The organism is Nocardiopsis potens DSM 45234, from assembly GCF_000341105.1.
In the GTDB taxonomy this organism is placed as follows: domain Bacteria; phylum Actinomycetota; class Actinomycetes; order Streptosporangiales; family Streptosporangiaceae; genus Nocardiopsis_A; species Nocardiopsis_A potens.
This window is the reverse complement of sequence record NZ_ANBB01000093.1, coordinates 1-12,355: the sequence shown is the minus strand read 5'-3', so window position 1 is coordinate 12,355 and position 12,355 is coordinate 1. Positions and strand designations below refer to the sequence as shown.

General features: G+C 73.9%; 12 protein-coding genes. 5 read left to right on the top strand and 7 right to left on the bottom strand.

Going from position 1 to position 12,355, the window contains the following annotated elements:
• Window positions 1–86 precede the first annotated feature (86 nt).
• A complete protein-coding gene (locus tag D459_RS0129365) occupies window positions 87–992 on the top strand; it encodes an NADP-dependent oxidoreductase (protein ID WP_026120866.1) in 906 nt (301 codons plus the stop codon).
• 75 nt (window positions 993–1,067) lie between these two features.
• Here the strand turns inward: D459_RS0129365 and D459_RS0129360 are convergent, their stop codons facing one another.
• Both D459_RS0129360 and D459_RS0129355 read right to left on the bottom strand, forming a co-directional pair.
• Window positions 1,068–1,589, bottom strand: a complete 522-nt coding sequence (locus D459_RS0129360) for a hypothetical protein (RefSeq protein ID WP_017596564.1) — start codon at window positions 1,587–1,589, stop codon at window positions 1,068–1,070.
• A gap of 127 nt (window positions 1,590–1,716) precedes the next feature.
• Complete coding sequence (locus D459_RS0129355; protein ID WP_020380387.1) at window positions 1,717–2,253, bottom strand: flavoprotein; 537 nt, start codon at window positions 2,251–2,253, stop codon at window positions 1,717–1,719.
• Between the two features lie 67 nt (window positions 2,254–2,320).
• Between D459_RS0129355 and D459_RS33985 the strand changes: the two genes are divergently transcribed.
• From D459_RS33985 to D459_RS0129330, 4 genes are all read left to right on the top strand, one after another.
• Window positions 2,321–2,761, top strand: coding sequence for a DUF6221 family protein (locus D459_RS33985; RefSeq protein WP_017596562.1), 441 nt, complete (start codon window positions 2,321–2,323; stop codon window positions 2,759–2,761).
• Window positions 2,762–2,999: 238 nt separating this feature from the next.
• Window positions 3,000–4,247: a phosphodiester glycosidase family protein gene (locus D459_RS33255; protein ID WP_020380385.1), complete on the top strand. Its 1,248-nt coding sequence runs from the start codon at window positions 3,000–3,002 to the stop codon at window positions 4,245–4,247.
• Window positions 4,248–4,466: 219 nt separating this feature from the next.
• A complete protein-coding gene (locus D459_RS0129335; protein ID WP_017596560.1) occupies window positions 4,467–5,864 on the top strand; it encodes a basic amino acid/polyamine antiporter in 1,398 nt (465 codons plus the stop codon).
• Between the two features lie 57 nt (window positions 5,865–5,921).
• Window positions 5,922–7,178 (top strand): arginine deiminase, encoded by a 1,257-nt coding sequence (locus tag D459_RS0129330; RefSeq protein ID WP_017596559.1) that lies wholly within the window; start codon window positions 5,922–5,924, stop codon window positions 7,176–7,178.
• A 342-nt stretch (window positions 7,179–7,520) separates the two neighbouring features.
• Here the strand turns inward: D459_RS0129330 and D459_RS0129325 are convergent, their stop codons facing one another.
• From D459_RS0129325 to D459_RS0129305, 5 genes are all read right to left on the bottom strand, one after another.
• Window positions 7,521–8,426: a YwqG family protein gene (locus D459_RS0129325; RefSeq protein WP_017596558.1), complete on the bottom strand. Its 906-nt coding sequence runs from the start codon at window positions 8,424–8,426 to the stop codon at window positions 7,521–7,523.
• 141 nt (window positions 8,427–8,567) lie between these two features.
• A complete protein-coding gene (locus D459_RS0129320; RefSeq protein ID WP_017596557.1) occupies window positions 8,568–8,915 on the bottom strand; it encodes a DoxX family protein in 348 nt (115 codons plus the stop codon).
• Between the two features lie 239 nt (window positions 8,916–9,154).
• A complete protein-coding gene (locus D459_RS37250; protein WP_241485155.1) occupies window positions 9,155–9,937 on the bottom strand; it encodes an SDR family oxidoreductase in 783 nt (260 codons plus the stop codon).
• Window positions 9,938–10,138: 201 nt separating this feature from the next.
• Window positions 10,139–10,489, bottom strand: coding sequence for a hypothetical protein (locus D459_RS37245; protein WP_241485154.1), 351 nt, complete (start codon window positions 10,487–10,489; stop codon window positions 10,139–10,141).
• 113 nt (window positions 10,490–10,602) lie between these two features.
• Complete coding sequence (locus tag D459_RS0129305; protein ID WP_017596554.1) at window positions 10,603–11,631, bottom strand: DUF4331 family protein; 1,029 nt, start codon at window positions 11,629–11,631, stop codon at window positions 10,603–10,605.
• Window positions 11,632–12,355: the final 724 nt, after the last annotated feature.

Here is a 12,355-nt window from a genome sequence, read left to right as displayed (position 1 = left end):
AAGCTTGTCACTCTCCTCGTCGCTCCGGAGGTCCGCCGCGTCAACCCACATAACGCGCCTCAGGCCGCGTGGAAAGGCAAAACGCCATGCGCGCAGTCCGATATCACCAGTACGGCGGTGTGGAGACCCTCGTGGTCGAGCAGGTGCCGGACCCGCATCCCGGGCCCGGAGAGATCCGCATCCGCGTCGCGGCGGCCGGGGTCAACCCCGTCGACTGGAAGGTGCGTTCCGGTGCGGTGCACGAGATGCTCCCCGTGGAGCTGCCCGCGATTCCCGGGCGGGATGCCGTCGGTGTGGTCGACGAGATCGGTGAAGGGGCGCAGGGGGTGGGCGTCGGCGACCGCGTCTTCGGGCTGGGCGGTGTCACCGGTGCGACGGCGGAGCTGGCCGTGCTCTCGGCCTGGGCCCCTGCGCCCGGCACGTGGAGCGTCGAGGAGGCCGCCGGCGCCGGTCTGGCGTCCGTGACCGCGTTGGGCGGGCTGAAGGCGCTCGGTCCCCTGCGCGGGCGCACTCTCCTCATCGAGGGGGCCGCCGGAGGCGTGGGCAGCGCCGCGGTCGAGATCACGGTGGCTCAGGGCGCAACCGTGATCGGGACGGCCCGCGAGCGCAACCACGAGTTCCTCGCCTCCCTCGGAGCCGTCCCCACCACCTACGGCACCGGCCTCGCCGAGCGCCTGGCCGCCCTGGCCCCGGACGGCGTCGACATCGTGCTCGACACCGCGGCCTCCGGGTCCCTGGCCGATCTCGTCGCGATCGCGGGCGACCCTGCCCGCGTGGCGACGATCGCCGACCACGCCAATGCGCAGCGCCTGGGTGTGCATCCGGCCAACGCGGAGAACGACTCCGCGCTCCTCGCCGAAGCGGGCGAACTCGGTCGGCAGGGCCGCTACACACCGCGCATCGAGCGGAGCTACCCCCTCGAACGGATCGCGGAAGCGCACGCGTACGCCGAGCGCGGGCACACTCGGGGGAAGATCGTGGTCCGCATCTGAGCTCGTCCCATCGTGCGGGCCCTGCGGCCGAAGCCGCGGGGTCCGCACCTCCCGCCACTGCAGCGATTCGACCACTCACAGCGGTGTGAAGCGCAGTCCGGGGGCGACCTCATCCGGGGCCAGGAAAGCCAGCTCACTGGTGACGATGGGGCCGCGGAGATATCCACCGAAGCAGGTCTGCGATCCGCCGCTCGTGGTCAACCGCAGCCCGCGCATCGCGAAGTGATTCGGTGCCTCTTCGCATTCCGGCTCACGGCTGATGGTTTCGACACCGGTGATCGGTTCGGTCACCAGGGATCTCAGCGGATGGTCCGGAGAGGCCGGCACAACGGGCGTGCGCCGGGAGAAGCCCCGGTACCAGAGGCTCTCCGACATCGCCCGCGCCGGATCGCCGATGAATATGAGGTTTCCCCAGCCCTCTTCCAGATCGATCAGCCACTCCTCCCCGGCGTCTCCGAGAAGCAGGACGGCACCGTATTCGGTGCGGGGCTCCTCTTCGAGTTCGTGATCGTGCAGGCGGAGCACCGCCCGGAGGCGCCGGCCCAGGAGCCTGCGGGCCAGCCGCCTGTTCCTCGGCAAGTAGTCGTGGATGCTCACGCGCCCGACCCTGCCACCGGAGCAGGAGGCGGGTCACCCTTTTTTCAAGGGGTGGTGGCGGGCGGGCGGCGGCCACCGGACGGCCCTTGATCCGGCTTGCCGGGAGCGACTGCGGCAGGGGTCGCCGTCACCTGCCCAGCCCCGCCGCCTTCCGCACCTCCGCCACGAGCTCTCCCCACTTCGGCAGCCGGGCGTCCTGCGGGGCATCCGGGTCGTACAGCACCGTGACGGCCGGCATCGACTCCAGTGTCTCCAGGGAGCGCTGGAACGCGGGGTGCGCGGCGAGCTGGGGTTTGCAGCTCGGGACCACGACCGTGGGCACGCCGTAGCCGGCCATTTCGCAGAGCAGGCCGATGGCGAAGCAGTCGGCGATGCCCTGGGCGAACTTGTTGGTGGAGTTGAAGGTGAGCGGGCAGGCCAGCACCGCGTCCGCCGGGGGCAGGGACTTGCCGGTGCCGGGCATCCGGTACTCCACCCGGACCTGTTCGCCGGTCAGCTCGGCCAGCCGCTCGGGCTGGTGGAACCGGGTGCCGTTGGGGGTGGACAGCACGGTGACGCTCCAGCCGTCGTCCTGGAGCAGTTCCACCAGCTCCGGTACGCCTTCGGGCGACAGGGCGCCGGAGACCACGAGGTAGAGGGTCGGGGAAGCCACGGGGTTCGCCATGGAGGCGAGTCTAGGAGCGGGCCCCGGCGCCGCCCGGCACCGGGGCGGCGGGGAGCACCCGGCCAGAATGAGCACCATGACCCTGCTGGAGTTCCTGAACGCCCGCCTCGACGAGGACACCGACCAGGCGAGGTACGCCGCCTCCATGGCCGACGGAGCCGAGTGGCGCGCGGAGTACCACGAGGTCGTGCGGAGGGAGGCCGGTGGAGACCGGAAGAACCGGCAGGTCGCCGAGGGGACGGCCTTCGGAGGGGCCGATGTCGCCCGCCACATCGCCCGCCACGACCCCGCGCGGGTGCTGCGGGAGGTCCGGGCGAAACGGCGCCTGGCCCGTTTCGCGCTCGCGCAGGCCGCGGCCGTCGACGCCGAATACGGCTGCCGCCACGGCGCCGACGAGATCGCGGCCGGCGAGTGCCCGGATCATCGGCCGGAGGTCGATGCGGGCCTTCGCGCTCTTGCCGCCGTGTACGCGGACCACCCGGACTACCGGGAGGAATGGGCCCTGTGACCGTGCGGAGGCGCCCCCGGCCGCTGCCCGGCGGGGGCGCCGCACTCGTCCCCCGGCGGCGTCCTGTGCCGGCGGCGCCCTGAGCCGCCGTTCCGCTGACGACCGGGGCGGCGCCGTCCCGCCCCGCTATGCCGGTTCCCGGCCGTCCGCGCGCCATTGCGATACATAGAGTTGGTTTTCGACTACTTTCAGTCATCTGATCCGCGCTCGTCCGGGCGCTCGGCTGGAAGGGGTCGCCGTGATCCGCTCTGCGCGCATCCGTCCGCTGCGAGCCGTGGCGGCGGGGGCCGCCGCAGTGGTGCTGTCGGGGGCGCTCGGCGCCCCCGCGGCCGGTGCCGCGGAGAAGGACGTACCGGTCGCCGTCGGGGTGCGCCTGGCGTCGCTGGCGTCCCCGGCCACCGGCGGGCGGGAGGACACCGCGCTGCTCACCGCCGAACTCGGCGGCGAGGACGGCGCGCGGGTGGAGTACCTGGACGCCGGGGCGGTCGCCGCGACCGCGACCGTGCCGAAGATGGCGAAGGCGCTCACCGCGCCGGCCGGGCGGGACGTGGTGGCCGCCGTCAACGGCGACTTCTTCGACATCGGGGCCACCGGCGCCCCGCGCGGGGCCGCGATGCGGGGCGGCGAGGTGCTGAAGTCGCCCACCGGCGACCGGGTGCAGGCCGCCGTCTTCGACGAGGACGGCACCGGGCGGATCGGCGCCGTCCGCTTCGAGGGCACCGCGGACCTCCCCGGCGGCGAGGTGGAGCTGGACGCGCTCAACGCGCACGTCATCCCGGACGGCGGCCTGGGCCTGTACACCTCCGAGTGGGGCGACCACTCCCGGAAGGGCGCGGCGAAGGGCGCGAAGCGGGTGGCCGAGGCGGTCGTCGCCGGCGACGTCGTGCGCGAGGTCCGCGGCAAGGCGGGCGGCGGCGCGATCGAGGAGGGCACCGAGGTCCTGGTGGGCCTGGGGAAGGCCGCCGACCGGGTGGCCGAGCTGGACAAGGGCGACACCGTGTCGGTGGACTACCGGCTGGACTCCGGCGGGCCGGCGCGCACCGTCATCGGCGGCCACCGGGTGCTGGTCCGCGACGGCGCCCCGACCGGGGCGAGCGACGGGGCGCGGCACCCGCGCACCGCGATCGGGTTCTCCGCCGACGGGCGGAGGATGTTCCTGGCCGCCGTGGACGGGCGGATCTCCGGCGTCCCCGGCGCGACCCTGCCGGAGGTGGCCCGGGTGCTCGCCGACGCCGGCGCCGACCAGGCCCTGGAGCTGGACGGCGGGGGCTCCTCGGCGCTGCTCGCCCGCTCCCTCGGCGAGGAGGGGCTGAAGAAGCGCAACCGCAACGGCGGGGACGGGGAGCGCCCCGTCCCCAACGGGCTGGCGGTCACCGCGGTCTCCGGCGACACCTTGGCCGCCGGCCCGGCCCCGGCCCCGCTGCCGCGCGCACTGCCCTGGCCCGCCGCGTACACACCCGGGGCGCCCGCGCCGGCCGCGCACTGACCCGCCCGCGCGGTGCCGCGGAGGGGACCGGGCGCCGGCGAGGGGCCGTGCGAAAAAGCGACTCTCCGCGTGTCGCTTCGCCGACCGCCGAAAGGAATGCCGGCCTTGGAGGCCGAATATCGCTTTTAAAACACTGCGCCCGACAATTTGCGTACAGGCGAGGGGTTTGCCGTAATGGCGGAACAGCAAAAGTCCACTTCCGGCGCGGCAAAAGTCTCGTTGCCGACGCTCACCGCGATGGTCGTGGGGTCGATGGTGGGCGCCGGCGTGTTCTCCCTGCCGCAGCGCTTCGCCCAGGAGACCGGGGTCGCCGGCGCGCTGATCGCCTGGGCGATCGCCGGCGTCGGCATGCTGACGCTCGCCCTGGTCTTCCAGCGGCTGGCCGTGCGCAAACCCGACCTCGACGCGGGCGTCTACGCCTATGCCAAAGCCGGGTTCGGGGAATACATCGGCTTCTTCTCCGCGGCCGGGTACTGGGCCAGCGCCTGCGTGGGCAACGTGACCTACTGGGTGCTGATCATGTCCACCCTCGGGGCGGTGTTCCCCGCGCTCGGTGCGGGCGACACGGTCGTCGCCGTCGCGGTGTCGTCGGTGGGCCTGTGGCTCTTCTTCCTCATGATCCGCCGGGGCACCAAGGAGGCGGCGGCGATCAACCGGATCGTCACGGTCGCCAAGCTGCTGCCCATCATCGTCTTCGTGCTGCTGGCCGTCTTCGTGCTGGATCCGGAGGTGTTCGCGGGCAACTTCGCCGGCGGCGCCGACTCCGGGACGCTCTTCGAGCAGGTGCGCGGCACCATGCTGGTGACGGTGTTCGTGTTCCTCGGCGTCGAGGGTGCGAGCGTCTATTCCCGGCATGCCGCGCGCCGGGAGGACGTCGGTCGCGCCACGCTCCTGGGATTCGGCAGCGTCCTGGCGGTCTTCGCCTCCGTGACGATCGTGTCCTACGGCATCCTGCCCGTGAACGAGCTGGCCGGGCTCCAGCAGCCGTCGATGGCCGGCACCCTGGAGGCCGCCGTCGGCCCCTGGGGAAGCGTGTTCGTCGCGGCCGGGCTGGTCGTCTCCGTACTCGGCGCCTACCTGGCGTGGACGCTGATGGCCGCCGAGGTGCTGTACGTGGCCGCCCAGGACCGGGACATGCCGAGGTTCCTGTCCGCCTTGACGCCACGCGACGTCCCCGTCAACGCACTGCTGCTCAGCACCCTGCTCTCCCAGCTGGTCCTGGTCATCACCCTGTTCTCCGAGGACGCGTTCGACTTCGCGCTCGACCTGACCGCCGCGCTGACGCTGATCCCGTTCCTGCTCGCCGCGGCGTACGCGCTGAAGCTGGTGTGGACACGGGAGGCCTACGCCGAGGCGCGGGGCGCGGACATCCGCCGGGACGCGGTCATCGCCCTCGCTGCGACGGCCTACACCGCGTTCCTGATCTACGCAGCCGGGCTGAGATTCGTCCTGATCTCGTTCATCTTCTACGCACCGGCCACGATCCTTTTCCTGATCACCCGCCGCGAGCAAGGGAAAAAGCTCTTCAGTTCAGCGGAATTCGCCCTGTTCTGCGCCGTCGTGATCGGTGCGCTCATCGGCGTCGCCGCATTGGCCGCAGGGTGGATCACCCTTTAGGGGCACAGAACACCGCACCAGACTGAACGGTTCACCGAAATCGGGGAGGAGCCCGGAATGGGAACGGACGGAACGGCGCCGACCTACGGCGTGCACTCGGAGGTCGGCCGCCTGCGCAAAGTACTCGTCTGCGCCCCCGGGCTCGCGCATGAGCGCCTGACGCCCACCAACTCCGACGACCTCCTCTTCGACGACGTGATGTGGGTGGAGGCCGCCCAGCGCGATCACCTCGACTTCGTCGGCGAGCTGACCCGCCGCGGCGTGGAGGTCGTGGAACTCCACGACCTGCTCGCCCGGACCATGGCGATCCCGGAGGCGCGGGCGTGGCTGCTGGACCGCAGGATCACGGCGAACCGGGTCGGGCTCGGGCTGATGGACGGCGCCCGGGCCTTCCTCGACTCCTTGAACGAGCGGGACCTGGCCCGCCACCTCATCGGCGGCCTGTCCACCACCGACCTGCCGAGCGACTACCGGACCGGGTACGTGGCGCTGGCCCGGGAGTCCACCGGGGCGCGGGAGTACCTGCTGCCGCCCCTGCCCAACACCCTCTACACCCGGGACACGACCTGCTGGATCTACGGCGGGCTCACGCTCAACCCGCTGTACTGGCCCGCCCGGCACGACGAGACCATGCTCATGCAGGCGGTCTACCGCTTCCACCCCGACCACGCCGGCTCGACGGTCTGGTGGGGCGACGCCGAGAAGGACTGGGGCCGGGCCACCCTCGAAGGCGGCGACGTCATGCCGGCGGGCCGCGGCACCGTCCTCGTCGGGATGAGCGAGCGGACCTCGCGGCAGGCCATCACCCAGCTGGCCAGGGCGCTCTTCGACGCCGGAGCCGCCGAGCGGGTGGTCGTCGCGGGCATGCCGAAGCTCCGCGCGGCGATGCACCTGGACACCGTCTTCACCTTCGCCGACCGCGACCTGGTGACCGTGCACCCCGCCATCGTGGACGGGATCCACGCCTTCTCCCTGCGCCCCTCGGACCGGGCGCCGGAGGTGGAGATCACCGACGAGGGAGACGCCCGCTTCACCGACGTCGTCGCCCATGCCCTCGGACTCCCCCGGCTGCGGGTCGTGGAGACCGCCGGGGACGTCTACGCCTCGGAGCGCCAGCAGTGGGACAGCGGCAACAACGCCGTCGCCGTCGAGCCGGGCGTCGTGTTCACCTACGACCGCAACACCCAGACCAACGCCGCTCTGCGCCGGGCCGGCGTGGAGGTGATCACCATCCCGGGGGCGGAGCTGGGGCGCGGGCGCGGCGGCGGGCACTGCATGACGTGTCCCATCCGGCGCGACCCCCTCGACTCCTGACCGACCGCCCGCGACGTCGCCGCCTCGCCGCCGTCCTGCTGACGGGACCGGCCGGCGCGGGACGGGCGTACGAGCCGACCGGCCCCGAAGCGCTGCCGCGCGAGGAGATCGCCGCGAAACCCGGCGTCTCCTTCCCCGGCCGGCCCCCCGCCGAAGCGGAGGCGCGGCCGCTCGCCCGAGGACTGCCCGGCCGGTTCGTCGACGACCTCCTGCGGCTCTACGCCGACACGGCCTCGGGCCCGCCGTCCGAGGTGACGGCGGACGTACGGGAGCCGACCGGGCGTGAGCCCCGGACCTTCGACGAATTCCTCGCCGAGAGGGCCGGGGACCGACGGCGGCGGCTCACTGGATCAGGTCGGTGTGCGGGTGGCTCCCGCCCGGGTAGGGGTGGGCCGGGGAGTTCGGGCAGACGTAGATCTGCAGGTGGTCGGCGCTGCCGACCTGGACCTCGGGCGGGTTCGACACGTTGCCGCCGCCGCGCTCGGCGAGGTCCCGGTCCTCGTAGGGGATCCAGCCCGTGGTGCCGCCGTCCCACTCGTCCGACGCGATGGTCAGCAGCGGGGTCATCCCGGCGCCGCAGATGATGCAGAACCGGGCGATGGGGTCGGTGCAGCCCCACGGGGGCCAGCCGCCGACCTTCCAGCCGGGGGCCACGGACAGTTCGCCCGTGTAGAGGCTCTGCAGGTCGATCTCGTCGAAACCGTCCACCTCGCCGCCGGCCACCCGCCATGCGCCCCGGTCCGACAGCCTCCGCTGCAGCTCCCCGCTCAGGTCGAGGTAGGCGGGGTACTCGGTGACGGGCTCCGGGGCGAGCGCGCACGGCTCCGGCACGTAGTGGTCCTCCTCCACCTCGAACGGCCGGGGCGGCGCTTCGAGGACGTCGGTGACGTCGGCGGCGTTCCGCCAGAACAGCGCCGTCGGCGGCTTGTGGTCCGGCGGGTGCCCGAAGGGGCACCACAGCACCTGGAGCAGGTCGGCCTTTCCGAACGACCGCAGCAGGGGCACGTCGCGCGCGTACAGCTGGGCCACCGGCAGCAGGGGGTTGGGCGGCCCCTCGTGCCACTTGTCGCAGGTCGGCCACTGCTGGCGGGCGGGCCACAGCAGCGGCCCGCCGACCGAGCTCTCGTGCACCGACGGAGAACCGGGGCGGGGGTGCAGCCGGTACGCCGGGCGCGCCAGCGGGCCCAGTTCGGGGAATGCCTCGGCGACGTCGAGCCGCCGCGGCGGGGTGGTGCGGGTGGTGTTCATGGCGCCGATCCTGCCAGCCGCCTCCGACCTTCGGCGTTCCCGGCCGGGCGGGCGGCGGCACTTCCCCGGGGCGGTCCGGGGGCGCCGGCGAGGGACCGGCGGCCGCGCCCCTGGCGGCGGCCCGGTCGGTCTCCGGGGCGCTCAGCCGCCCGCGCCGAGGACCAGCGCCCCGACCACCGGCGCCATGTACATCAGCGGGGCGGGGATGTGCGGGTAGGAGCGGGCCCGGAGGACGGTGATGAGGGCCCCGGTGAAGTACAGCACCAGCGCGATCCCGGCGATGACCCCGATCACCGGGACGGCCAGGCCGACCAGCAGGCCCAGCGCGCCCGCCGCCTTCGCGGAGCCGAGCCAGGGCCACCAGGACTCCGGGACGCCGTACTGGGCCAGCGGGCCCACCACCCACTTGAAGCGGGCGAAGACCGCGACGGCGGAGAACGCCACCATCGCGGCGGCGAGGACGGTGACGGCGATGTAGGCGGTGGACATGGCTTGCGCTCCTCGTCAGGTCTCGGGGCCTGTTCGGCCCTTCACTCCCATGACGGGGCGCGCCGCGCGTTTGTGACCGGCCGGGTCGAAAAACCGCGCGGATCGCGTGGTTCGCAGGGAAATGCTTCTGTTCGAGCAGGTCGGAGGGGGATCAGGGGACGGGGGTGGTCTCCCTCTCCCGGCCTGCCCGTTCCCCGGCCGTCGGCGGGACCGGCGGCCGGGCGCGGAGCGGTGAGAGGTCAGTCGGAGACCGTGCCCGCGGTGAGGTTGACCGCGGTGGAGGTCATCGACCGGGCCCGGTCGGAGGCGAGGAAGGCGGCGGCGTCGCCGACCTCGTCCAGGTTCGGCAGGCGGCGCAGCATCGCCTCGGAGCGGAGCTCCTCCAGCAGCGCCTCGCCGCCGGCATCGGTGTAGCCGCTGCCGTAGTCGGGCGCGTCCACCACTCCCTCGTAGGTGCCGCCGATGCGCACCCAGGCGACGCGCACCCCGCTCGGGCCGAGCTCCACCGCCCACTGCCGGCACAGGCTCTCCACGGTCTGCCAGGTGACGGCCGTGGTGCCCAGGCCGGGGAACGGCGGACCGTACCCGGTCACGGTGAGGATCGCCCCCGACCCGCGCGCGGCCATCCGCCGGGCCGCGGCGCGGGTGGTGGCCAGCTGCGCGCGCACAGCGTTGGCCAGCGGCGCGGCAAAGGTGTCGGTGGGCATGTCGAGAAGCGGGGTGCCCTGCACGTCGCCGTACATCACGGCGTTGAAGGAGACGTCGATCCCGCCGGCGGTGTCGGCGACCTCGGCGACGTAGGAATCCACCGCCGCCTCGTCGTAGGCGTCGACGACGGCGGTGTGCGCGCGGCCCCGTCGCGTTCGACCTCCTCGGCGGTGCGCCGCAGCCCGTCGGCGGTCCGCCCGGCCAGGAAGACGGTGGCGCCCTCGCGGGCGAACGCGCGGGACACCGCCCTCCCGACCAGGCCGCCGACGCCGTGGACGATGGCGTTCTTTCCGTGCAGGAGCACTGTTTCCCACCTCGTTCGAGTGTCGGCCGGGCCCGCCGCCGCGGCCCCGTCCGTCCGGTCGCTGCAAGAGCCTGCGAACGTACCGGACGGTGCCGACAGCGCCCCGGTCCCGGGCGGGGGGGCGGCCCGCCGCCGCGCGGCCGACGGGGTTCCCGGCCCCGGCCCGCGGGGATCCCGGTGAAGGCGGAACCCGCAGGCCGGGCCGCGGCCGTCACGGGGAATCGGAACCGCGGGTCGCCCTCTCAGGCGAAATGGAACAACGCGCCCTCGCCCCGCTCGGCGGCCGCGAGGACGAAGGCGCGGAACTCCTCGAAGTCCTGCTCGATGAACCGTCTTCGTCGGTCTCGTCGTACACGTAGGCGAACCGCACGCCGCGCAACCAGTCCGCCGACTCGCCGATGAGCCCGGGGGCGAGTTCCATGGCCTGCGGGCCCTCGTCGTCCTCGTAGAACGGATCCTTCCTGGCACGCTCCAGCTGCTCTTCGCCGACGCTTCGGAAGGTCGCGGTGACACCCATGATCGGCCTCGCGGGGGGTGGGACATCGATTTCGGCAGCGGGCATCGTACAAGCGTGCAGGGACGGGGACGGCCCCGCCGGCGGGCGTCGAGGTCGGTGCGCGAACAGGGCGGTGCCGCGGGCGGGTGGGCGCGGGGCGCTCGCTCCGGGCGCCCTGCTCAGGCCGCCGGGACCGGGCCGCCCACCGGGAGGGAGAGGTAGGGGAACTCCGCCCGCGGCTCCCCGCTCGCCGAGGAGGCGTCCAGGCCGAGGGGGACCGCCTTGTTGAGGACCAGGGCGAACATCGCCTCCGGGGCGGCCTCGGTGAGGCCGCGCCCGTTGCGGTGCGCGAAGCCGAAGTGCGCCGGGGTGCCCACCCGGTACCGGACCAGGTCGGGCAGGAGCTCGGCGCAGACCCGCTCCGCGTAGGCGTCCGGATCGCCGGCCGTGCCGTTGGCGGCGACCGCGCGGGAGACCAGCCGGGCGAACACCTCGCCGTGCATCTCCCGGTCCTCGGCGGGGGTGTGGTGGTTGAACTCATCGGCCCGCTCCGAGTCGGCCGGGTTGAACAGCGTGTTGACCAGCGGCTGGGCGCACCGGTTGATCTGCCGCCACCCGCCGGCGTCGGTCGCCAGCACACTGACGCCCCAGAACCCGATCTCGTCGGCGCCCAGCGCGGCGTCCGGGACCTCCAGCACGATCGCGCTGACGTCGGTTCCGGCGAACAGGTTGGCCGGGGCGGCGGGGTCGAACCCGCTCAGGTCGAGCCGGGTGCCCTGCGCGATGGCGGTGACCACGGCCGTGACCACGCTGCCCTCGATGTAGAACGGGTCGGCGGCGGCGCCCGCCCACAGCCGGATGCCCTGCCCTGCGGCGATCTCCTCCTCGGTGCGCCCGGCGCCGAGCAGGACGCCCGGGGCGTCCCGGTCGGCGGCGTCCGCGCCGTCGAGCCGGCGCAGCTCGACCGGCTGCCGGCCGTCCGCGTCCGCCTCCCCGAAGACCAGCCGGAACGTGGTGTCCTCGACCGCGTCGCCGTCGGTGTCCACCTTGAACTCGTACATGCCCTCGTGGTGGAAGCCGCCCCCGCCGGAGAGCGGGTTCACGTTCATCACGAAGACCGTGCCGGCGGACCCCCGAAAGAGGTAGACGTCGCTGATGTCCAGGCGGGGGTCCTGGCGGGCCTCCGGGGAGTCCAGGTGGTGGGACAAGGCTGCTCCTTGATCGGGATGCGGGGAGCGGCGCGGCACCGGGCGTCGAGGCCGGCGCCGCGCCGGCCGGGGCGGGGACGGTTCCGCCCTGCGAGCCCCGACCCTAGGGAGGTCGGGAACGGTCTGCGAGCGCCGATGTGCACAGTGTGCGGCCCGGCGGGTGCGGGTTTGCTGCGCCGCCCCGCCGATCCGTCCCCGGCCGCGCCGCGCCCCGGGGTCGACCCGGCCGCCGTCTCCCCTGGTGGGCGCCGGTTCCGCGGGTCGGCCGGGGCCGCGGCGCGGGCCTGCGGGGGGCGTCCGGGCCGCCGCCCGCGCACGGTTCCGCGACCCGCCGGTGCACGTTGTCGTCCACCGCGTTTCCGCGCCCCGCTGCCGCGGCCGCCCGCCGCGCACCGGGCGGCCCTGTCCCGCCGCCCCCTGCCCGCAGTCCCCGGTTCCCGAGGAGTGATCGGCGCGACCGCCGATCCCCCCTGCCCGCATGGGGCCCTGCACCGCCCCGAATTCCGCTCACCGACTTCCCGGTCTTGTACCCCGTGGTCGACATTCCGCTGGAGGACGGGTCGGTGCTCAGGGAGGGGACGCCGCCCCTGCCGGGCTGCGGCGCGGCCCGCCGGACCGGAGCGCCCCGAGGCGTCCCCGGGCTCGGAAACGGGGGCGGGGCGAGGGCGGGGGCGGGGCGGCTCCGAGTCGGGTCGGGGCTCCGGCCACCCGGCGGTTCGGCCGG